Origin of the sequence: Ramlibacter pallidus (assembly GCF_015070875.1) — a bacterium.
In the GTDB taxonomy this organism is placed as follows: Bacteria; Pseudomonadota; Gammaproteobacteria; order Burkholderiales; family Burkholderiaceae_C; genus Ramlibacter; species Ramlibacter pallidus.
On the sequence record NZ_JADDIV010000003.1, the window covers coordinates 647,333 to 667,534 of the forward strand.

Annotated in this window: 20 protein-coding genes; 5 read left to right on the plus strand and 15 right to left on the minus strand. The window is 69.8% G+C overall.

What is annotated here, in order from left to right; all coding sequences use genetic code 11:
* A complete protein-coding gene (locus IM787_RS12285; protein ID WP_193676923.1) occupies positions 1-1,227 on the minus strand; it encodes a GGDEF domain-containing protein in 1,227 nt (408 codons plus the stop codon).
* Between the two features lie 71 nt (positions 1,228-1,298).
* Between IM787_RS12285 and argA the strand changes: the two genes are divergently transcribed.
* Entirely contained in the window at positions 1,299-2,648 is a 1,350-nt protein-coding gene (gene argA, locus IM787_RS12290) for an amino-acid N-acetyltransferase (protein WP_193676924.1), read from the plus strand.
* 83 nt (positions 2,649-2,731) lie between these two features.
* Positions 2,732-4,078 (plus strand): erythromycin esterase family protein, encoded by a 1,347-nt coding sequence (locus tag IM787_RS12295; RefSeq protein WP_193676925.1) that lies wholly within the window; start codon positions 2,732-2,734, stop codon positions 4,076-4,078.
* Between the two features lie 4 nt (positions 4,079-4,082).
* On the opposite strand, the gene IM787_RS12300 is transcribed toward IM787_RS12295, so the two are convergent.
* From IM787_RS12300 to IM787_RS12330, 7 genes are all read right to left on the minus strand, one after another.
* Positions 4,083-4,628 carry a disulfide bond formation protein B gene (locus IM787_RS12300; protein ID WP_193676926.1) on the minus strand — a complete coding sequence of 182 codons (546 nt, stop codon included), beginning with the start codon at positions 4,626-4,628 and terminating at the stop codon, positions 4,083-4,085.
* A 45-nt stretch (positions 4,629-4,673) separates the two neighbouring features.
* The gene (locus IM787_RS12305) at positions 4,674-5,792 is read right to left on the minus strand and encodes a sulfate/molybdate ABC transporter ATP-binding protein (protein ID WP_193676927.1); all 1,119 of its coding nucleotides are present in this window, start codon (positions 5,790-5,792) and stop codon (positions 4,674-4,676) included.
* Positions 5,789-6,694 (minus strand): sulfate ABC transporter permease subunit CysW, encoded by a 906-nt coding sequence (cysW, locus tag IM787_RS12310; RefSeq protein WP_193676928.1) that lies wholly within the window; start codon positions 6,692-6,694, stop codon positions 5,789-5,791. Before cysW ends, IM787_RS12305 begins: the two co-directional genes overlap by 4 nt.
* A complete protein-coding gene (cysT, locus tag IM787_RS12315) occupies positions 6,691-7,587 on the minus strand; it encodes a sulfate ABC transporter permease subunit CysT (protein WP_193676929.1) in 897 nt (298 codons plus the stop codon). Before cysT ends, cysW begins: the two co-directional genes overlap by 4 nt.
* A 9-nt stretch (positions 7,588-7,596) precedes the next feature.
* On the minus strand, positions 7,597-8,589 hold the full coding sequence (locus IM787_RS12320; protein ID WP_193676930.1) for a sulfate ABC transporter substrate-binding protein: 993 nt from the start codon (positions 8,587-8,589) through the stop codon (positions 7,597-7,599).
* A 65-nt stretch (positions 8,590-8,654) separates the two neighbouring features.
* Positions 8,655-9,293, minus strand: a complete 639-nt coding sequence (locus IM787_RS12325; protein ID WP_193676931.1) for a peroxiredoxin — start codon at positions 9,291-9,293, stop codon at positions 8,655-8,657.
* Positions 9,294-9,396: 103 nt separating this feature from the next.
* Positions 9,397-10,152, minus strand: a complete 756-nt coding sequence (locus IM787_RS12330) for an IclR family transcriptional regulator domain-containing protein (RefSeq protein WP_193676932.1) — start codon at positions 10,150-10,152, stop codon at positions 9,397-9,399.
* Positions 10,153-10,267: 115 nt separating this feature from the next.
* On the opposite strand from IM787_RS12330, the gene pobA reads away from it, so the two are divergent.
* A complete protein-coding gene (pobA, locus tag IM787_RS12335; protein WP_193676933.1) occupies positions 10,268-11,446 on the plus strand; it encodes a 4-hydroxybenzoate 3-monooxygenase in 1,179 nt (392 codons plus the stop codon).
* Between the two features lie 51 nt (positions 11,447-11,497).
* Here the strand turns inward: pobA and IM787_RS12340 are convergent, their stop codons facing one another.
* Complete coding sequence (locus IM787_RS12340; protein WP_227494286.1) at positions 11,498-12,472, minus strand: tripartite tricarboxylate transporter substrate-binding protein; 975 nt, start codon at positions 12,470-12,472, stop codon at positions 11,498-11,500.
* A gap of 123 nt (positions 12,473-12,595) precedes the next feature.
* Here IM787_RS12340 and IM787_RS12345 point away from each other — a divergent pair, with 123 nt between their 5' ends.
* Positions 12,596-13,468, plus strand: coding sequence for a CoA transferase (locus tag IM787_RS12345; RefSeq protein WP_193676935.1), 873 nt, complete (start codon positions 12,596-12,598; stop codon positions 13,466-13,468).
* Here the strand turns inward: IM787_RS12345 and yihG are convergent.
* The 5 genes from yihG to IM787_RS21515 all read right to left on the minus strand — a co-directional run bounded on the left by yihG (position 13,465) and on the right by IM787_RS21515 (position 18,885).
* The gene (yihG, locus tag IM787_RS12350) at positions 13,465-14,349 is read right to left on the minus strand and encodes a 1-acylglycerol-3-phosphate O-acyltransferase, YihG family (protein WP_193676936.1); all 885 of its coding nucleotides are present in this window, start codon (positions 14,347-14,349) and stop codon (positions 13,465-13,467) included. The two genes, IM787_RS12345 and yihG, sit on opposite strands and share 4 nt — an antisense overlap.
* 92 nt (positions 14,350-14,441) lie before the next feature.
* Positions 14,442-16,679 carry a YgiQ family radical SAM protein gene (locus IM787_RS12355; protein ID WP_193676937.1) on the minus strand — a complete coding sequence of 746 codons (2,238 nt, stop codon included), beginning with the start codon at positions 16,677-16,679 and terminating at the stop codon, positions 14,442-14,444.
* 58 nt (positions 16,680-16,737) lie between these two features.
* Positions 16,738-16,941, minus strand: a complete 204-nt coding sequence (locus IM787_RS12360; protein WP_193676938.1) for a hypothetical protein — start codon at positions 16,939-16,941, stop codon at positions 16,738-16,740.
* Positions 16,938-18,527, minus strand: coding sequence for an FAD-dependent monooxygenase (locus IM787_RS12365; RefSeq protein WP_354004406.1), 1,590 nt, complete (start codon positions 18,525-18,527; stop codon positions 16,938-16,940). The genes IM787_RS12360 and IM787_RS12365 overlap by 4 nt, the downstream gene beginning before the upstream one ends.
* Before the next feature lie 61 nt (positions 18,528-18,588).
* Complete coding sequence (locus IM787_RS21515; RefSeq protein WP_227494287.1) at positions 18,589-18,885, minus strand: hypothetical protein; 297 nt, start codon at positions 18,883-18,885, stop codon at positions 18,589-18,591.
* A 108-nt stretch (positions 18,886-18,993) separates the two neighbouring features.
* Between IM787_RS21515 and IM787_RS12370 the strand changes: the two genes are divergently transcribed.
* Complete coding sequence (locus IM787_RS12370; RefSeq protein WP_193676940.1) at positions 18,994-19,545, plus strand: DUF924 family protein; 552 nt, start codon at positions 18,994-18,996, stop codon at positions 19,543-19,545.
* On the opposite strand, the gene IM787_RS12375 is transcribed toward IM787_RS12370, so the two are convergent.
* Positions 19,537-20,166, minus strand: a complete 630-nt coding sequence (locus IM787_RS12375) for a hypothetical protein (RefSeq protein WP_193676941.1) — start codon at positions 20,164-20,166, stop codon at positions 19,537-19,539. The two genes, IM787_RS12370 and IM787_RS12375, sit on opposite strands and share 9 nt — an antisense overlap.
* Positions 20,167-20,202 lie beyond the last annotated feature (36 nt).

Below are 20,202 nucleotides of genomic sequence, written 5' to 3' on the forward strand. Positions count from 1 at the left end.
CTAGGCGGGCTGCGGGGCCGGGGCGTCCTGCGGGAGTTCGGCGATCTGCCCGCGTTGCGCGTCGAAGAACGCGATGCGGGCCGGATAGGTCCAGGCGGTGCGCGCCATGGCGCGCGCGGTGGCCACCGCATGGGCGGGGCGCGCCTTGGTGGTGGTGGGCAGCACGCCGATCCCGACGTCGGCGATCCAGGTCGTGGCACCCGCCTCCATGCGCCCCGGCTCCCGGCTGGTGCTCAGCGAGACCGGGCGCGCGAGCTTGTCACGGATCTGCCGTGCCAGCTGGTCCAGCGCACGCAGGTCCTCCATGCTGCGCGTGAGCAGCAGGAAGCCGTCGTCGCCGAGCCGCCCCATCTCGATCGTGTCCGGCACGCAGCGGCGCAGGCGGCCGGCGCAGATGAAGAGCGCGTGGTTGAAGGCGGCGCGCCCGTGCAGGTTCTCCAGGGCATAGAGGTTGCCCACGCAGACGGCCAGGACGCCGACCGGCCGCGCCTCCGCTTCCCGATGGAAGAAGATGTCGCCCACCAGCTGGCCGGTCTCGCTGTGCGAGCGCATGCGGGTCACGGGGTCGTAGCTGGGGCCGTGCGCCATCACCTCCGACAGCTCCAGCAGGTAGGAGAAGCGGCTCCACGCCGCGGCCGCCATCATCATGAGGTACCCCATGCCGGCGCCGGCGGCCAGCGCATGCGCCGTCCAGGGCGCCTCGCGGTGCCACGCCATCCAGCTCAGGGCTGCCAGGCCCGCCAGCAGCAGTCCCATGCCGGAGACCGTGGCGCGGCCGAGACGGTTGCCGGCGCCGGCACTGCGCCAGGCCACCACCAGCAGCACGAGGCTGTTCGCGCACATGAAGGCCCAGCTCGCCGCCAGCGCTTCTTGCGCCTGCAGCGTCCAGCCCGCCGCCAGCACGGTGAGGCCCAGGCCGGCGTAACCCCAGCCGATCCGCCGGAAGGCGACCCGCGTGCGCACCAGTCCGAGCAGCGAGACGAGCAGCGGCGACAGGATCGCCGTGGCGGCCATGGACGCGTGCGCCAGCACCCGCGCCTGCACGTCGCCGCCGGCCGTCAGCCACCCCAGGTACGCGGCGACGAACGCGGCGGGCACGACCGCGGCCAGGCCCGCGAGCAGCGCGACGCTGCGGCGGAACCGGATGAAGGCGGTGAGCGCCACGCCCAGCATGAGCGCGGCGGTGCCGAAGAAAGCGCCCCAGAAGCCGGCGGCGATCGGATCCATGGCGCGGAACGATAGCGCAAAGCACCGGGGGTGTCCCTTAAACTGTCGCGCTGATCCTCCACCCGCCGTCGATGTCCGCCATCTTCAACTTCACCTTCGTCCCGTGGTTCCGCTCGGTGGCGCCCTATATCCACATGCACCGGGGCAAGACCTTCGTGGTGGGCATGGCCGGCGAGGCGGTGGCCGCGGGCAAGCTGCAGCACATCGCCCAGGACCTCGCGCTGATCCAGAGCATGGGCGTGAAGATCGTGCTGGTGCACGGCTTCCGGCCGCAGGTCAACGAGCAGCTGCAGGCCAAGGGCCACGCCGCGCGCTACTCGCACGGCATGCGCATCACGGACGAAGTGGCGCTGGACTGCGCGCAGGAGGCCGCCGGCCAGCTGCGCTACGAGATCGAGGCGGCGTTCAGCCAGGGGCTGCCCAACACGCCGATGGCCGGCTCCACGGTGCGCGTGATCTCGGGCAACTTCATCACCGCCCGGCCGGTGGGCATCGTCGATGGCATCGACTTCCGCCATTCCGGCCTGGTGCGCAAGGTCGACGTGGGCGGCATCAGCCGCACGCTCGACTTCGGTGCCATGGTGCTGATCTCGCCCTTCGGCTTCTCGCCGACGGGCGAGGCCTTCAACCTCACCATGGAAGAAGTGGCGACCAGCGTCGCCATCGCCCTGCAGGCCGACAAGCTGATCTTCCTCACCGAGATCCCGGGCGTGCGCGTGAAGCCGCTGGAGGCCGAAGGCGAGGACAACCCGATCGACACCGAACTGCCGCTGGCCGCCGCGGAGCAGCTGCTCGCGGGCCTGCCCGCCGCGCAGAACCCGACCGACACGGCCTTCTACCTGCAGCACTGCGTGAAGGCCTGCAAGGCGGGCGTGGAGCGCAGCCACATCATCCCGTTCGCCGTGGACGGTTCGCTGCTGCTGGAGATCTACGTGCACGACGGCATCGGCACCATGGTGGTCGACGAGAAGCTGGAGGAGCTGCGCGAGGCGACCGCCGACGACGTGGGCGGCATCCTGCAGCTGATCGAACCCTTCGAGCGCGACGGCACGCTGGTCAAGCGGGACCGCACCGAGATCGAGCGCGACATCTCCAACTACACCATCATCGACCACGACGGCGTGATCTTCGCGTGTGCCGCGCTGTACCCGTATCCCGAGGCGAAGACGGGCGAGATGGCGGCGCTGACGGTTTCCCCGCAGAGCCAGGGCCAGGGCGACGGCGAGAAGGTGCTGCGGCGCGTGGAGCAGCGCGCCCGCGCGATGGGCCTGGAAAGCATCTTCGTGCTCACCACCCGCACCATGCACTGGTTCCTCAAGCGCGGCTTCGTCCAGGTCGATCCCGACTGGCTGCCCGACGCGCGCAAGCGCAAGTACAACTGGGACCGGCGCAGCATGGTCTTCGTCAAGAAGCTCGTCTAGCGCGCCGCGCCGGCGCCGCCTTCCTACGGCCGCAGCGCCGGCGTCCGACAGCCACGGGGCCCGGCCGCCTTTAGCTTGGCGGCATGGGCCTCTTCTCCACCCGCGACGACACCCTGCTGCAGGCACTGCGCCCCCACCTGCGCGCCCTGCCCTCGTCCGCCGCGGCGGACGACCTCCTGGTGCAGCAGCTGGGGCGCGCGAAGCTCGCCCTGCTGGGCGAAGCGTCGCACGGCACGCACGAGTTCTATGCCGAGCGCGTGGCGCTGACGCAGCGCCTCGTGCGCGAACATGCGTTCAACGCCGTCGTCGTGGAAGCCGACTGGCCGGACGCCTGGCGCGTGAACCGCTACATCCGCGGCGCCTCGGACGACCGCAATGCGAAGGCGGCGCTGTCCGGCTTCGAGCGCTTCCCGACCTGGATGTGGCGCAACACCGTCGTGCACGATTTCGTGGAATGGCTGCGCGACCACAACCGCGAACTGCCGCCCTCGCGGCAGGTCGGCTTCTACGGCATGGACCTGTACAGCCTGTACAGCTCGATCCGTGCCGTGCTCGGCTACCTGGACCGCGTGGATCCGGAAGCGGCGCAGCGCGCGCGCAGCCGCTACGCCTGCTTCGACCATTTCGGCGGGGACAGCCAGGCTTATGGCCATGCAGCGAGCTTCGGCATGCAATCCAGTTGCGAGGACGAGGTCGTGCAGCAGTTGCGCGAGATGAACCGCCGCGCCGCCGAGCTCCTCGCCGCGTCGGGAGCGGACCGCGCGGACCTCTTTTTCGCCCAGCAGAACGCACGGCTGGTGCGCAACGCGGAGGAGTACTACCGGACCATGTTCCATGGCCGCGTGTCGTCCTGGAACCTGCGCGACAGCCACATGGTCGAGACGCTGCAGGCGCTGGAGAAGCACCTGGCCGCGCAGGGCACCGCGCCGAAGATGGCGGTGTGGGCCCACAACTCGCACCTGGGCGACGCCAGCGCGACGGAGATGGGCGACCTTGGGGAATGGAACGTCGGCCAGCTCGCGCGCGACCGCTGGGGCGAGGCGGCGGTGCTGGTGGGCTTCAGCACGCACCATGGCACGGTGACGGCGGCTTCGGAGTGGGACGGCGCAGCGGAACGCAAGCGGGTGCGCCCCGGCCTGCCCGGCAGCTACGAGGACCTGTTCCACCAGGCCGGGGAGGAGCGCTTCTGGCTGCCGCTGCGCGGGAACGCGGCCCTCGCAGAGGTGTTGAAGGACAGGCGGCTGCAGCGCGCGATCGGTGTCATCTACCTGCCGAACAGCGAGCGCCAGAGCCACTACTTCCACACACGCCTGGCCGACCAGTTCGATGCCATGGTGCACATCGACGCGACCGAAGCGGTGGCGCCGCTGGTGCCCGAACCTACCTGGCACGCCGGCGAACCGGCCGAAACCTACCCCACCGGGCTCTGAAGGCTCAGGCCGCGATCGGGGCGCTGGCGGAGCGGCGGAAATCGTCGCGCGGGCGCAGCTGGCGGACCACCAGCACGATGCCGACGACGGCGAAGAACACGAACCAGAGGAACGACCAGTTGGCGATGGAGCCGCCGAGGAAGGTCCAGTCGATCCTGGTGCAGTCGCCGCTGCCGCGGAAGATCATGGGGATCGCTCGGCGCAGCGGAAAGGTTTCGATCATCCCGTAGAAGTCACGGCCGCAGGACGCGATCTCCGGCGGGTACCACTGCAGCCAGCTCTGGCGCGCGGCGACGAAGGCGCCGAAGCCGGAGAGCAGCACGATGAGCCCCGAGCCGGCGATGTGCGCGCCGCGGGAACGCAGCAGCGCGGCCACGACGGCCACGAGGCCCACCAGGGCCAGGGCGTAGCGCTGCACGATGCACATCGGGCAAGGCTCCAGCCCCACCACGTGCTGCAGGTACAGCCCGAAGGCCAGCAGGGCCACGCAGGCCGCGGCCACCAGGGCCAGGATGCGCCGGGGCGCGTTGTCGAACCACTTCAGGAACATGCCGACTTTCTTTCCCTCACGCGCGAGGACCGGCCTTTCCGGTCTTCAGGTCGCGCTGTCCACGAACACCCGGGCGCGTCGCGGCGTCACCACCAGCGTCTCGCCCTCCCGGAAGCCCATCTCCCGGAACTGGTGCGCGGGAATCTGCGCCTCGATGATGGCGTCCACGCCCCGATTGTCCACGGCTTTGTTCCCCTCGGCCGGCAGGAGTTCCAGCCGGGCGACCGGACCGACCACGATCGCGCGTTCGAGCCGAGCAACGATGCCTCCGGGCCGACCGGCGGCATCCAGTGCCCCGCCCGGGACGTAGCGCGCCACGTCCAGGTCGTGCGGCCGCACATAGGCGAACGCCTTCGCGTTCTGGGCATCCGCGTGCTCCGGCGACGCCAGGTTCAGGCCGTGGAGGTGCACCTCGCCCTGGTGGGCACGCCCCTGGAACAGGTTCACATCGCCGAGGAAGCCATACACGAACGGGCTGGCGGGGTGCTCCCAGACCTCCTGCGGCGAACCCACCTGTTCGACATGGCCGGCGTTCATCAGCACCACGCGGTCGGCCACTTCCAGCGCCTCCTCCTGGTCGTGCGTGACGAAGATGCTCGTGACGTGCAGGTCGTCGTGCAGGCGGCGCAGCCAGCGGCGCAGTTCCTTGCGCACCTTGGCGTCGAGGGCGCCGAACGGCTCGTCGAGCAGCAGCACCTTGGGCTCCACCGCGAGCGCCCGGGCCAGCGCGATCCGCTGCCGCTGGCCGCCGGAGAGCTGGGAAGGGAAGCGATCGGCCAGCCAGTCCAGCTGCACCAGGTTCAGGAGCTCGTGCACCTTCTGCTTGATCTGCGCCTCGCCGGGACGCTGGCCGCGCGGCTTGACGCGCAGGCCGAAGGCGACGTTCTCGAAGACCGTCATGTGCCGAAACAGCGCGTAATGCTGGAACACGAAGCCGACCTGGCGCTCGCGGACGTGCACGTCGGTGGTGTCCTCGCCGGCGAACAGGATGCTGCCGCGGTCGGCGCTCTCCAGGCCGGCGATGATGCGCAGCAGCGTCGTCTTGCCGCAGCCGGACGGCCCCAGCAGCGCCACCAGTTCGCCGGAAGCGATGTCCAGCGAGACGTCGTCCAGCGCGCGGAAGTCGCCGAAGTTCTTGCTGACGTTGCGGATCTCGATGCTCATGCGAACTTCTCCTGGGCGGGTATGGCGGCTCGCGGCTGCTCGGGCGGCAACGCGTTGGCCGCCTTCATCTCGCGTTCCTGCTTCCATTCGGCCACCGACTTGATGACCAGCGTCACGAGGGCCAGCAGCGCCAGCAGGGAGGCCACCGCGAACGCGGCCACCGACTGGTATTCGTTGTAGAGGATCTCGACGTGCAGCGGCATGGTGTTGGTCTGGCCGCGGATGTGGCCGGACACCACGGAGACCGCGCCGAACTCGCCCATGGCGCGCGCGTTGCACAGGATCACGCCGTAGATCAGGCCCCACTTGATGTTGGGCAGCGTGACGTACCGGAAGGTCTGCCAGCCGGTGGCGCCCAGCACGATGGCAGCCTGCTCCTCGTCGTTGCCCTGCGCCTGCATCAGCGGGATCAGCTCGCGCGCGATGAACGGGAAGGTGACAAAGATCGTCGCCAGCACGATGCCCGGGACGGCGAACACGATCTTGATGTCGTGCGCCGCCAGCCACGGCCCGAACCAGCCCTGGGCGCCGAACACCAGCACGTAGATCAGGCCGGCCACCACGGGCGAAACCGAGAACGGCAGGTCCACCAGCGTGGTCAGGAAGGCCTTGCCGCGGAACTCGTACTTGGCGATGCACCAGGCGGCCGCCACGCCGAACACCAGGTTCAGCGGCACGGCGATGGCCGCGGTGATCAGCGTGAGGCGGATTGCGGCCCAGGCGTCGGGTTCTCGCAGCGCTTCGAGGTAGGCGCCGAAGCCCTTGCGCAGCGCCTCGGTGAACACCGCCGCCAGCGGCAGCACCAGGAACAGCAGCACGAAGACGAGCGCCACGCCGATCAGCGTGTTGCGCACCCAGGGCGACTCGGTCGTCGCGATGCGCTTGCGCGCGCCGGCGCTCATGCTCCCGCCCTCCGCCGCTGCCAGGCCTGCAGCGCGTTGATCACCAGCAGCAGCACGAAGGAGAACAGCAGCATCACGGAGGCGACCGCGGTCGCCCCGGCGTAGTCGTACTGTTCCAGCTTGCCGATGATGATCAGCGGCGTGATCTCCGAGACCATCGGCATGTTCCCGGCGATGAAGATCACCGAGCCGTACTCGCCGATCGCGCGGGCGAAGGCCATCGCGAAGCCGGTGAGCAGCGCGGGGCCGATCGAAGGCAGGATCACGCGGGTGAAGGTCTGGAGCCGGGTGGCGCCCAGGCACATGGCGGCCTCTTCCAGTTCCTTTTCCGACTCCTCCAGCACCGGCTGCACCGTGCGCACCACGAAAGGCAGCCCGATGAAGATCAGCGCGATCACCACGCCGTTCGGGTTGAACGCGAGCTGGATGCCGAGCGGCTCCAGGTACTGGCCGATCCAGCCGTTGCCCGCCAGCAGCGCGGTCAGCGAGATGCCGGCCACCGCGGTCGGCAGGGCGAACGGCAGGTCCACCAGCGCGTCGACGATGCGCTTGCCCGGGAACTCGTAGCGCACCAGCACCCAGGCGAGCAGCAGGCCGAAGAACACGTTGACCAGCGCGGCAAGAAACGAGGCACCGAAGGTCAGGCGATAGGAGGCCAGCACGCGCGGCGAGGTCACGGCTTGCCAGAACTGGTCGAAGCTGAGCGAGAAGGTCTTGAAGACCAGCGCCGACAGCGGGATCAGCACGATCAGGGACAGGTACAGCAGGGTGTAGCCCAGGGTCAGGTTGAACCCGGGCAGCACCTTGCGGTTGCCGACGCGCGAGCCCGCGCGGGGGGATGGGGAAGGCGCCGCCGCCGTTCCCGGCAGCGGCGCCGCGAGGGCGCCGGTCATGTCAGTGCGTCACTTGACGGTGTAGATCTTGTCGAACTGGCCACCGTCGTTGAAGTGCACCTTCTGCGCCTGCGACAGCGAGCCGAAGTACTTGTCGACCGGGAAGAGCTTGATCGGCTTGAAGGTCGCGGCGTACTTCTTCAGCACCGCTTCGTTGCGCGGGCGGATGTTGTGCTTCGCGGCGATCTCCTGGCCTTCCGGCGTGTAGAGGAAGTCGAGGTAGGCCTTGGCCAGTTCGGCCGTGCCCTTCTTGCCGACCGTGCGCTCGACGATCGCGACCGGGTTCTCCGCGACGATGCTGGTCGAGGGATAGACCACGTCCACCTTGCCGTCGCCGAATTCGCGGTTCACCGACTCCACCTCGGATTCGAAGGTGATCAGGACGTCCCCGATGTTCCGCTGCAGGAAGGCGGTGGTCGCGTCGCGGCCGCCGCGCGCCAGCACCGGCACGTTCTGGTACAGCCTGGCGACGAACTCGGCCGCCTGCGCATCGGTTCCGCCGGTCTCGCGCACGTAGCCCCAGGCCGCCAGGTAGGCATAGCGGCCGTTGCCGCCCGTCTTCGGATTGACCACGACCACCTTGACGCCGGGCTTCACCAGGTCGTTCCAGTCCTTGATGCCCTTGGGGTTGCCGTTGCGGGTCAGGAACAGCATCGTCGACGTCGTCGGCGCGGCGTTGTTCGGGAAGCGCTTCTGCCAGTCCTTGGCCACCACGCCCTTCTCCGCGAGGAACTCCACGTCGGTCGTGGTGTTCATGGTGACGACGTCGGCTTCGAGCCCGTCGGCCACCGCGCGCGCCTGCGCGCTGGAGCCGCCGTGCGCCTGTTCCACCTTGGCGTCCTTCCCGCTGGACTTCTTGTACCAGGGCACGAAAGCGGCGTTGATGTCCTTGTAGAACTCACGGGCGACGTCGTAGGAGACGTTCAGCAGCGTCTGCTGCGCGGAAACCAGGCCGCTGGCGGCAAGGGCGATGGAAGCGAGGAGGACTTTGAGGGGTTTCATGGTCTGCGGGCAAAGGGAGAGCGCGGCCCCGGATGCGGGGCCGTGCCGGCACGGACGCCGGAGGGTTACTTGTTCGGCTGCGGCGTCAGGCGCAGGTAGGGCTTGACCGCGCGGAACCCTTGCGGGAAGCGCTCGGCGAGCTCCTTGGGGTCGGTGATGCTGGGCACGATCACCACGTCGTCGCCCTGCTTCCAGTTGGCCGGCGTGGCCACCTTGTGGCTGTCCGTCAGCTGCAGCGAGTCGATCACGCGCAGGATCTCGTCGAAGTTGCGGCCGGTGGACGCGGGATAGGTCAGCGTCGCGCGGATCACCTTCTTCGGGTCGATGATGAACACGCTGCGCACGGTGGCGTTCACCAGCGAGTTCGGGTGGATCATGTCGTACAGCGTGGCGACCTTCTTGTCCGCGTCCGCGAGGATCGGGAAGTCCACTTCGCAGTTCTGGGTCTCGTTGATGTCCTTGACCCAGGTCCGGTGCGAGTCGACCGGGTCGACGCTGACGGCGATCGGCTTCACGCCGCGGCGGGCGAACTCGCCGCCCAGCGCGGCGGTCTTGCCCAGTTCGGTGGTGCACACCGGGGTGAAGTCGGCGGGGTGCGAGAACAGCACGACCCAGGAAGCGCCCGCCCATTCATGGAAGCGGATCGTCCCCTCGGTGGATTCCTGGACGAAATCGGGAGCGGTGTCTCCGAGGCGCAGGGTCATCGTGATTCTCCTTTCTGGCTTGAAAAGGATTGTGGGGACGGCTCCTTCATCCACCAACGAATATATCGTTGTTAATTAATGGGTCATCCGGAATAAGGCGGCCTCAAAGCAGCGGCCGGAGTTCGCGCGCAGACTCCAGCAGCAGAGGCAGCAGGTCCTTCCGCATCGCCTGCGGTTCCAGCCTCTGGCGCGGCGCGACGGCGTTCAGCGCGGCGACCGTCCGCCCTTCCATGTTCCGCAGCGGCACGGCCAGCGCATGCACGCCCAGCTCGTGCTCCTCGCTCGCCACGCACCAGTCCTGCTGGCGCACCTGGTCGACGAGCGCCTTCAGGGCGCGTGGCTCGACCACCGTATGCGCCGTCAGCCTCGGCAGTTCCCGGCCCTTCAACCACGCCGCGAAGTCCCCGCGGTTCTTGGCGGCCAGCAACACGCGTCCTGTCGAGGTCGCGTGCGCGGGCAGGCGGGCGCCCAGGTGCAGCCCGTAGGCCAGCAGCCGGGCGGTGCCGCTGCGGGCGACGATCACCACCTGGTCGCCGTCGAGCACCACGACCGAGAACGATTCGCCGGTGAGACCCGCCAGCCGGTCCAGCGTGGGCTGCACGGCACGCGGCATGCGCGCGGAGGCGAGATAGCTTCCTGAAAACCGCAGCACCTTGGGGGAAAGCCAGAAGTAGCTGCCGTCCGTTTCAAGGTATCCCAGGTGGGCCAGCGTCAGCAGGTGCCGGCGCGCCGCCGCCCGCGTCAGGCCGGCGCGCTCCGCCGCGAGCGTGGCGTTCAGGCGCTGGCGTTGCGTGTCGAAGCTCTCCAGCACCGCCAGCCCCTTGGCGATGCCCGCGACGTAGTCGGCCTTGGCGATCATCCGGATTCCTTGCGCGATGATCGCGCAACTTGCGCAATGATCGCACAGCCGCCGCCCTGCCCCCGTGCGGGGCGGCGGCCCGGCGCCTAAGCTCGCTCCGAAGGAGACAAGCACCATGAACCAGCGTACCCAGGTCGCCATCATCGGCGCCGGGCCCTCGGGCCTGCTGCTCGGCCAGCTGCTGCACAAGGCCGGCATCGACAACGTGATCGTGGAGCGGCAGAGCGGCGACTACGTCCTCGGCCGCATCCGCGCCGGCATCCTCGAGCAGGTCACCGTGGACCTGCTGCGCGAGGCCGGCGTGGGCGAACGTGTCGGACGCGAAGGCGTCGTGCACCACAGCATCGAGCTCGTGTTCGCCGGCACCCGCCACCCCATCGACGTCCACGGCCTCACCGGCGGCAAGGTGGTCACGGCGTACGGCCAGACCGAGCTCACGAAGGACCTGATGGAGGCGCGCGCGGCGGCCGGACTGCAGACCGTCTACGAGGCGGCCGACGTCAGCCTGCACGGCCACGACGGCGATGCGCCGGTCGTGCGCTACCGCAAGGACGGCCAGTCCCGCGAACTGCGCTGCGACTTCATCGCCGGCTGCGACGGCTTCCATGGCGTGAGCCGGGCCACGGTGAAGGACCACGTCACCGAATTCGAGCGGGTGTACCCCTTCGGCTGGCTGGGCGTGCTGGCCGACGTGCCGCCGGTGTCGCCGCACGCCATCGTCTACGGCAACAGCGAGCGCGGCTTCTCGCTTTGCTCCATGCGCAGCATGACGCGCAGCCGCTACTACGTGCAGTGCCCGCTCGACGACAAGGTCGAGGACTGGAGCGACCAGCGCTTCTGGGACGAACTGCGCCGCCGGCTGGACCCGGAGCTGGCGCAGAAGGTCGTGACGGGGCCGAGCATCGAGAAGAGCATCGCGCCGCTGCGCAGCTTCGTCGCCGAGCCGCTGCGCTTCGGCCGGCTGTTCCTCGCCGGCGACGCGGGACACATCGTCCCGCCCACCGGCGCCAAGGGACTCAACCTGGCGGCGACCGACGTGAAGTACCTGTCGTCCGCCTTCATCGAGCACTACGCGGAAAGAAGCGATGCCGGCATCGACAGCTACTCGCAGCGCTGCCTGCGCCGCATCTGGAAAGCCGAGCGCTTCTCCTGGTGGCTGACCAACCTGATGCACCGCTTCCCCGACACCGACGGCTTCGGCCAACGGGTGCAGGAGGCGGAACTGGACTACCTGGTGAATTCTCGCGCGGCCTCCACCGCCCTCGCGGAGAACTACGTGGGGCTGCCGCTCTAGGCGCGCAAAAAAATGGCGGCCCGGAGGCCGCCTTGCGCGGGCGCTGCGCGTTCAGTCCGCGAACTTGCCACCGGCCCGGATGACCGGGCCCCACTTGTCGATCTCCGCCTTCAGGTGCGCCTGCAGCGCCTCCGGCGTGTTGGTGCGGTCGTCGACGATTTCCGCGCCGAGGTCGTCCATGCGCTTGACGACGTCCGGGTCCTTCAGCGCCGTGCGCACGGCCTGGTTCATCCGGTCGACGATCGCCTTCGGCGTGCCCTTGGGCGCGTAGACGCCGTGCCAGACGACGACCTCGAAGTCCTTCAGGCCCTGCTCGTGCAGCGTCGGCGCCTGCGGCAGCACCTTCACGCGGCTCTTCGTGGTCACGCCATACAGCTTGACGGTGCCGCCCTTGATCTGGGGCACGGTCTGCGTGGTCTGGTCGCACATCACGTCGACCTGGCCGCCCAGCAGCGCGTTCATCGCCGGGCCCGTCCCCTGGAACGGCACCTCCGTCAGCTGCACGCCGATGGCGCGCTGGAACATCATGCCGCACAGCTGCGAGACGGCGCCGAGGCCGGCCGTGGCCAGGTTGATCTTCTCCTTGTTGGCCTTGATGTAGGCGACCAGTTCGTTGAAGTTGCTGGCCGGGAAGTCCTTGCGCGCCAGCAGCGTCATGGGGACTTCCACCGCCTGCGACACGAACTCGAAGTCCTTCAGCGCGTCGTACTGCAGCTTGCGGTACAGCGCGGTCGACGTCGCCATGCCGTTGTGGTGGATGAAGAAGGTGTAGCCGTCGTTCGGCGCCTTCGCCACGTACGCCGCGGCGACGTTGCCCCCGGCGCCCAGCTTGTTCTCCACCACCACCGTCTGGTTCAGGCTCTTGGTCATGGACGCGGCGAGCGTTCGCGCCACCACGTCGGTGGGGCCCCCGGCGGCGAACGGCACGACCAGGGTGACGGGCTTGGCCGGCCAGGCGCCCTGGGCCTGGGCGAATGCTGCCGTGGCGAGGGCCAGCAACGCGATCGTGGTGCGCTTGAACTGCATCGTTTGTCTCCTGTGGATGGGCATGCCGGCAGGTAGCCGGTCGCGCGGCCAGCGTAGCCCGGCCGCTCGCGCGGCCGCATCGGGGTGTACCCCAGCGCGGCCGCTCTGCTAGCCTTGCGGCCCATGACCCACGCCTCGCCGCCCCTGCAAGGACTGCGCATCCTCAGCCTCGCGCTCAACCTGCCCGGGCCCGCGGCGCTGATGCGCTGCCGGCGCATGGGCGCGCAGTGCGTGAAGGTGGAGCCGCCCTCCGGCGACCCGATGGGGCACTACAACCGCGAGGCCTATGCGCAGCTGCACGAAGGCGTGGAGGTGCGGCGGGCGGACCTCAAGTCGGCCGAAGGACAGGCGGCGGTCCACGCCGCGCTGGGCGAGACTGACGTTCTCCTGACGTCGTTCCGTCCTTCGGCGCTGCGCAAGCTCGGGCTCGGCTGGGAAGCGCTGCACGTGCGCTACCCGGCATTGAGCCAGGTGGCGATCGTGGGCGCGGCCGGCGGGCGTGCGGAGGAGCCGGGGCACGACCTGACCTATCTCGCGGAGAACGGACTGGTGACGGGGCTGGAGCTGCCGTCCACCCTGTATGCCGACATGGGCGGGTCGCTGATGGCGGCCGAAGCCGTCCTGCAGGCCGCGTTGCGCAAGCTGCGGCCCGCATCCGGCGGCGCGTACTTCGAGGTCGCCCTCTCCGATGCGGCGGGCTACCTCGCCCTCCCGCGGGCATGGGGCCTCACCCAGCCGAGCGGATCCGTCGGCGGCGCGCACGCGGCGTACCGCGTCTATCCGTGCCGGGACGGCCGCGTCGCGGTGGCCGCGCTGGAGCCGCACTTCGCCGCGGCGCTGCGCGAGGCCGCGGGCGTGCAAGGCAGCGACCCGGCCGTGATGTTCGATCCGGCCGCGCGCCAGGCGATCGCCGCGTTCTTCGCGACCCGCACCCGTGCCGAACTCGACGCGCTGGCCGTGCAGCGCGACCTGCCGCTGCACACGCTGCCGGCCTAGGCGCTCTGGAGCAGCGACGCGAGCTCCCGGTCCTTGTCTTCCCACAAGGCGGTGAGCCAGCGCTGGAAGTCGCGCCGGAAGGCGGGGTCGGCCGCATAGTCCCGGCTGGCGAAGCCCTCGGGGATGGGGACCTCGCGCAGGCGCAACACGATGCGCGGCACGCGTCCGCAGAGGAAGTCCCAGAACGTCGGCACGCCGGCGGGGTAGACGATGGTCGCGTCGACCATGGACTGGAAGCGTTCGCCCATGGCGTTCAGCGTGAGCGCCATCGCGCCCGCGCGCGGCTTCAGCAGGTGCCGGTAAGGCGAGCCTTGCCGCCGGTGCTTGTCCGAGGTGAAGCGCGTGCCTTCCGCGAAGTTCATGACGCTGGTCGGCGCGCGCGCGAAGCGGCGGCAGGCGCGCAGCGTCGCCTCCTGGTCCTGGTGCCGCAGTTCCGGCCGGCGCCGCAGCGCTTCCTTGCCGTGCCGCTTCATGAACGGGAAGCCCAGCGCCCACCAGGCCAGGCCGATCACGGGCACGTAGATCAGCTGCTGCTTCAGGAAGAACTTGAGCAGCGGAATGCGGCCGCGCAGCGCGTGCTGCAGGACGAAGACGTCCACCCACGACTGGTGGTTGCAGTTCACGAGGTACCAGCCCTGCGGCCGCAGGCCTTCCAGGCCCTGCACGTCCCATCGCGTGGGCAGCAGGAGGCGCATCCACCCGCTGTTGCAGGCCACCCAGCCGTTGGCGAAGGCATGGAGCACCGCGTCCACCCTGCGCTGCACGGAGGGGACGGGCAGCAGCAGCTTGAGCAAGGCGCCGGCGAACACGGGAAGGCACCAGAACACGGTGTTCAGCACCAGCAGGAGGAGCGCCGCGGCGCCACGCAGGAGGGAGAGCATGCCCAGGTTCCGACCGAAAGCCGCATGTTCGCCGCTGGCGGCGAACCGGGCCTTGCGTCACGTCAAGGAATGCGGCGCCCTCGCCGCCGCGCTCAGCGCGGCTTGCGCGGCGGTTTCGCGGCGCCGGTCACGCGCGGCGGCAGCCCCGTGTGCTGCGTCAGCACGCGGCCCTTCGCCGGCTGTCCCGGCGTGGAGTTCTTGCGCCGCGGGCTCGCGTAGCTGCCATCGCTGATCGGCTGGTACGTCGGCACCAGGTGGTGCTTGCCGTTGCCGATCAGGTCGGCGCGGCCCATGGCCTTGAGCGCTTCGCGCAGCAGGGGCCAGTTGTTCGGGTCGTGGTAGCGCAGGAAGGCCTTGTGCAGCCGCCGCCGGCGTTCGCCGCGCACGATGTCGACGCCCTCGCTGTCGCGCGTCACCTTGCGCAGCGTGTTCCTGCCCGAGTGGTACATCGCCGTTGCCGTCGCCATCGGGCTCGGGTAGAACGTCTGCACCTGGTCGGCGCGGAAGCCGTTGCGCTTGAGCCAGACCGCGAGGTTCATCATGTCCTCGTCGCTCGTGCCGGGGTGCGCGGCGATGAAGTACGGGATGAGGTACTGCTTCTTGCCGACCTCTTCCGAGAATTTCTCGAACATCGCCTTGAAGCGGTCGTAGCTCCCGATGCCCGGCTTCATCATCTTCGACAGCGGGCCGGCTTCGGTGTGCTCGGGGGCGATCTTCAGGTAGCCGCCCACGTGGTGCTGCACCAGTTCCTTCACGTACTCCGGCGACTGCACCGCCAGGTCGTAGCGCAGGCCCGAGCCGATCAGGATCTTCTTGATGCCCTTGAGCGAACGCGCGCGGCGGTAGATGTCGATCAGCGGCCCGTGGTCGGTGTTCAGGTTCTGGCAGATGCCCGGGTACACGCAGCTCGGCTTGCGGCAGGCCGCCTCGATCTCCGGCGTCCTGCAGCCGATGCGGTACATGTTGGCCGTCGGGCCGCCCAGGTCGGAGATCACGCCGGTGAAACCCGCCACCTTGTCGCGGATGTCCTCGACCTCCTGGATGATCGAGTCCTCGCTGCGGCTCTGGATGATGCGGCCCTCGTGCTCGGTGATCGAGCAGAAGGTGCAGCCGCCGAAGCAGCCGCGCATGATGTTCACCGAAAAGCGGATCATCTCCCAGGCCGGGATTTTCGCGTCGCCGTACACGGGGTGCGGCGCGCGCGCATACGGCAGCCCGAAGACGTGGTCCATCTCCGCGGTCGTCAGCGGGATCGGCGGCGGGTTGAGCCAGACGTCGCGTTCGCCGTGCGCCTGCACCAGCGCCCGCGCGTTGCCCGGGTTGGTCTCCAGGTGCAGCACGCGGTTGGCGTGCGCGTAGAGCACCGGGTCCGCCTTCACCGCCTCGTAGGACGGCAGGCGGATGACGGTGTGGTCCCGCGGCGGCGGCCTGAGCTTCACCTTGGGATTGGGGACGAACTGCAGCGGCGCGCCTTCGGCTGGAAGCAGCGCACCGCTGCCCTCTTCCTTCTTGCAGGTCTCGCCCTGCGCCTTGGCCTGGTCGGCGGTGGTCAGGTAGGGATTGACGTGGTCCTCGACGCGGCCGGGCGTGTCGACGCCGGTGGAATCGACCTGGAACCAGCCTTCCGGCGTGGAGCGGCGCATGAAGGCCGTGCCGCGCACGTCGGTGATGTCTTCGACCCGCTCGCGGGCGGCCAGCCGGTGCGCGATCTCCACGAGCGCGCGTTCGGCGTTGCCATACAGCAGCAGGTCGCACTTGGCGTCCAGCACGATGCTGTGGCGCACCTTCTCCGACCAGTAGTCGTAGTGGGCGATGCGCCGCAGGCTGCCTTCGATGCCGCCGAGGATGATCGGCACGTCCTTGAACGCTTCGCGGCAGCGCTGGCTGTACACGATGGCGGCGCGGTCCGGCCGCTTGCCCCCCACGTCGCCCGGCGTGTACGCATCGTCGCTGCGCAGCTTCCGGTCCGCCGTGTAGCGGTTGATCATGGAATCCATGTTCCCCGCCGTCACGCCCCAGAAGAGGTTGGGCTTGCCCAGGACCTTGAAGGGTTCGGCGCTGTGCCAGTCCGGCTGCGCGATGATGCCGACGCGGAAGCCCTGCGCTTCCAGCACGCGGCCGATCACGGCCATGCCGAAGCTCGGGTGGTCGACGTACGCGTCGCCCGTGACCAGGATGACGTCGCAGCTGTCCCAGCCGAGCGCCTCCATCTCCTTCCGGCTCATCGGCAGGAAAGGCGCAGGGCCGAAGCGATGCGCCCAGTACTTGCGGTAGCTGGTCAGCGGCTTCGCGGCGCGCGCGAAAAAGGAAACGTCGACAGGGGCGTTCATGCGTCTTTCGGGGGACCGGGGATTGTAGGCGCCGCCCCCGTTCCGGCCCGCGGCATGGTTATTGCCGTGGCTCGGCCGCCGGCGTGTCGAGGCAGCGGTCGCGGGCACGCTGGACGAGGGCGAGCACCTCCCCGGCATGCTCCTGCCGGGCCATCAGCGCCAGCGCCAGCATGGCCAGCAGCAGCTCGCTCCGCTCCGGCCCGACCTCGCCGAGCGCATGGCACAAGGCGGTGTAGCTGCGGTCCAGGTCGGCGTCGTTCATGGCGTGATCCGCTTCCCGCGGAGGCACGCCAGCACGGGGGCCGCATCGATGCCGTGCCAGCGGCCCATGACGTAGCCATCGGGCCGCACGAGCACCATGGCCGTGGACTTGCCGCCCGGCACGCCGTAGCGCGCGCGTGCCTGCCCGTGCACGTCGGCCTCCGGCGCGATGTCCAGCACCGCGATGCCGTGCCTCGCCAGGTCGGCGACCGCATGGGGCAACGGCCCATCCCCGAACACCAGGCAGGTGAAGTCGGTGCCGAAGCACTGGCTCAGGTGGAAGCTGCCCTTGGGCCCCTGCAGCAGGGCTTCGGGTGCCGGTTGTCCCGGGGCGGCCTGGGCGCTGGTCCAGGGGCCCTGCTCCGCGACGTTCAGCACGGAGTCCGCATACGCCACCGGCGCCGACTGGCGCGGGTTGATCAAGGAGCGCACGGCCGGCTCGTCGAGCGCGAGCCGCAGCGTCGCCTCGCGCAGGAGGCGGAAGCCGAAGTCCGGCGGCGCCATGAATTCGGTGCTCTTGGCGCCGTAGGCGATGTTCTCGCGCGCGGCCTGCACGCGTTCCTGCGAGTAGGTGTCCAGCAACGCAGGCTCCGCGCCGCCGTCCAGCACGAGCGCCAGCTTCCAGGCCAGGTTGGCCGCGTCGTCCAGGCCGGAGTTGAGGCCGCGGACGCCGAAGATCGGCACCAGGTGCGCCGCGTCCCCGGCGAACAGCACCCGGCCGGCGCGGTAGTCCGGCAAGGTGAGGCACTTGGCGTTGTACATGGAGGACCAGAGCAGGCGCCAGGGCGCCGTCTCGCCGATCATCTCCAGGTGGCTCTGCACGCGGGGCAGGATGTTCTCCGGCTTCAGGGCCTCGTCCGGGTCCTCATCGTCCCGCAGCTGGTAGTCGATGCGCCAGACGTCGTCGGGCTGCCGGTGCATGAGCAGCGTGGAGCCCGGGTTCGAGGGCGGATCGAACCACGCCAGGCGTTCGACGGGCCTGCGCGTGGGCTGCACGATGTCGACGATGACGTAGCGCCCCTCGTACTGGGTGCCTTCGAATTGCAGCCCGAGCTGATCACGCACCGTGCTGCGCCCGCCGTCGCAGGCCACCAGGTAGTCCGCCCGCACCTCGCGCCGCCCGGCCGCGCCGTCGATGTCGACCCGCACCTCGCCCGCGTCCTGCCGCAGCCCCGTGACGCGGCTGGACCAGGCCACGGTGCAGAGCCCAGGCACACGCTGCAAGGCGGCGTGCACGAAGGCTTCGACGTGGTACTGCTGGATGTTGACCATGGGGGCGAAGCGCTGCGTCGGCTCGTGCGGCATCTCGAAGTGCAGCACCTCCCGGTCGCGCCAGTGGCTGCGGCCGCCGGTCCAGGGCAGCGCCTTGGCGGCCAGTGCCGGGCCGGCGCCCGCCGTCCAGAGGATTTCCTGCGAACGGCGCGAGATGCAGATCGCGCGGCTGCCGGTGCAGTAGCCCTCGTCCGCCTCGACGACCAGGCTCGCCACGCCATGCCGCGCCAGCAGCGCGGCGAGGGTGAGGCCGACGGGCCCGCCGCCGGCGATGAGAACCGGAACGGTCTCCGGCAGCGCTTGCGTGGCGGGCACGCGTCCTCCTGTGGTTGCGGACGCCACTCTACCCGCTGGCCGCCGCGCTCCGGCGGTCGCGCTAGCGGTCCTTGTCCTTGGGCAACTTGCCGCGCGCGGCGTCCAGCTCCCAGGGACTGGATTCCACGTTCGGGCCGTCGGGGTAGGACGCCGGTCCCTGGGTGACGCCGCTGCGCGGCCGCGCCCCGGGGACGCCGGCAGGCACCTGCGCGCCGGCTTCGTCGACGACGCCGGCGCCCGTGGGCGGCTGCTGCGTCGCCTGCGTGCCCAGCGTCTTGTTGCCGCACCCGTCGGCATTGCCCGGGTTGTCGTTGCTGCCCCGTCCGGCGTCGGGGCCGATGCTCGTATCAGTGCTCATGCGGCGAATCTAGGGCGCCGCCCGTAGCGACCGTGCAGGGTGCGCAGCCGCTGTCGTGTAGGACGTGCCTGCCGCGCGGCTAGACTGCTCCACCCAACGCACACCCCGATGACGCCTACCGACCCGACACAACCCTCCGAAGTCGTCGCCTTCTGGCGCGACGCCGGACCGCAGCAATGGTTCCGCCGCGACGACGCCTTCGATGCGCGCTTTCGCCAGCGCTTCCTGGACGCGCACGAAGCGGCCGCCTCCGGCGCGCTCGACGGCTGGCTCGCCACGCCCGAAGGTGCACTGGCGCTCGTGCTGTTGCTGGACCAGTTCCCGCGCAACGCGTTCCGCGGCACGGCCCGGGTCTACGCCACCGATTCACGCGCACGGGCAGCGGCGGACCAGGGCATCGCGCGCGGGTTCGATGTCGAGGTGGATCCGCAGCTGCGGCCGTTCTTCTACCTGCCGTTCATGCATTCCGAGGACCCGCGCGACCTGGACCGGGCGGTCGCCCTGAACACGCCGGTGGGCGGGGAATCGCTGCGTTTCGCCATGCACCACCGGGACATCGTGGCGCGCTTCGGGCGCTTCCCGCACCGCAACGCCGTCCTGGGCCGCGCGAGCACGGCCCAGGAGGATCGCTTCCTGGCCGAAGGCGGGTTCTCAGGCTAGCAGGATGTCGACGCCGTCGATGGCGGCGTCGAGGGCCAGGGAGGAGAGGTCGACCTCGGAGTCGCTGAACTCCATCGCCGGACGGGAGTCGGCGCGCAGCCGCACGCTGATGCGCGTGGGGTTGTACGTCTCGGGGGAAATGACGATGCGGCCCGGTGCCGCGCCGGCGGCCACCTTGGCGGCCCGCGCCGGCTGGTCACCGAGGGGCGTGCACCAGAGGCGCCCCTGCGCACGGAAGAAGGCCAGCATGCAGGGGCCGCTCACCACGCCGATGCGCAGCGGCACTTCCTGCGCGGCACGCTGCAGCTCGATGGCCATGCGCACGGCCGCACCCGGGTCCTCGAAGGTCACGAGCGCGGTGGCGTTCACGTAGGGGTCGAGCCGGCCGCCATGGCGGGCGTTGAGGCGCTGCAGTTCCTGGTAGAAGCGTTCGGTCACCGTGCCCTGGCCACCGGCCGGTACTTCGGCATCGGCATGGACCAGGGTAAGCAGGCGTTCCTCGAAGCGGATGGAGTCACGCTCGGCGCCGAGGAACAGGTTCTTCCAGACCGCCGGCGGCAGCTGGTGCAGCACCTTGTCCGAAAGGGCTTCGAGCAGCAGCGGTTCCTGGCTCGGTTCCATGTGACATCTCCCATCGCGAAGTAACCGAATGAAACC

Coding starts and splice junctions, on each gene's coding strand:
- IM787_RS12285 (WP_193676923.1), bottom strand. CDS start 1,227: ATGGATCCGATCGCCGCCGGCTTCTGGGGCGCTTTCTTCGGCACCGCC.
- argA (WP_193676924.1), top strand. CDS start 1,299: ATGTCCGCCATCTTCAACTTCACCTTCGTCCCGTGGTTCCGCTCGGTG.
- IM787_RS12295 (WP_193676925.1), top strand. CDS start 2,732: ATGGGCCTCTTCTCCACCCGCGACGACACCCTGCTGCAGGCACTGCGC.
- IM787_RS12300 (WP_193676926.1), bottom strand. CDS start 4,628: ATGTTCCTGAAGTGGTTCGACAACGCGCCCCGGCGCATCCTGGCCCTG.
- IM787_RS12305 (WP_193676927.1), bottom strand. CDS start 5,792: ATGAGCATCGAGATCCGCAACGTCAGCAAGAACTTCGGCGACTTCCGC.
- cysW (WP_193676928.1), bottom strand. CDS start 6,694: ATGAGCGCCGGCGCGCGCAAGCGCATCGCGACGACCGAGTCGCCCTGG.
- cysT (WP_193676929.1), bottom strand. CDS start 7,587: ATGACCGGCGCCCTCGCGGCGCCGCTGCCGGGAACGGCGGCGGCGCCT.
- IM787_RS12320 (WP_193676930.1), bottom strand. CDS start 8,589: ATGAAACCCCTCAAAGTCCTCCTCGCTTCCATCGCCCTTGCCGCCAGC.
- IM787_RS12325 (WP_193676931.1), bottom strand. CDS start 9,293: ATGACCCTGCGCCTCGGAGACACCGCTCCCGATTTCGTCCAGGAATCC.
- IM787_RS12330 (WP_193676932.1), bottom strand. CDS start 10,152: ATGATCGCCAAGGCCGACTACGTCGCGGGCATCGCCAAGGGGCTGGCG.
- pobA (WP_193676933.1), top strand. CDS start 10,268: ATGAACCAGCGTACCCAGGTCGCCATCATCGGCGCCGGGCCCTCGGGC.
- IM787_RS12340 (WP_227494286.1), bottom strand. CDS start 12,472: ATGCAGTTCAAGCGCACCACGATCGCGTTGCTGGCCCTCGCCACGGCA.
- IM787_RS12345 (WP_193676935.1), top strand. CDS start 12,596: ATGACCCACGCCTCGCCGCCCCTGCAAGGACTGCGCATCCTCAGCCTC.
- yihG (WP_193676936.1), bottom strand. CDS start 14,349: ATGCTCTCCCTCCTGCGTGGCGCCGCGGCGCTCCTCCTGCTGGTGCTG.
- IM787_RS12355 (WP_193676937.1), bottom strand. CDS start 16,679: ATGAACGCCCCTGTCGACGTTTCCTTTTTCGCGCGCGCCGCGAAGCCG.
- IM787_RS12360 (WP_193676938.1), bottom strand. CDS start 16,941: ATGAACGACGCCGACCTGGACCGCAGCTACACCGCCTTGTGCCATGCG.
- IM787_RS21515 (WP_227494287.1), bottom strand. CDS start 18,885: ATGAGCACTGATACGAGCATCGGCCCCGACGCCGGACGGGGCAGCAAC.
- IM787_RS12370 (WP_193676940.1), top strand. CDS start 18,994: ATGACGCCTACCGACCCGACACAACCCTCCGAAGTCGTCGCCTTCTGG.
- IM787_RS12375 (WP_193676941.1), bottom strand. CDS start 20,166: ATGGAACCGAGCCAGGAACCGCTGCTGCTCGAAGCCCTTTCGGACAAG.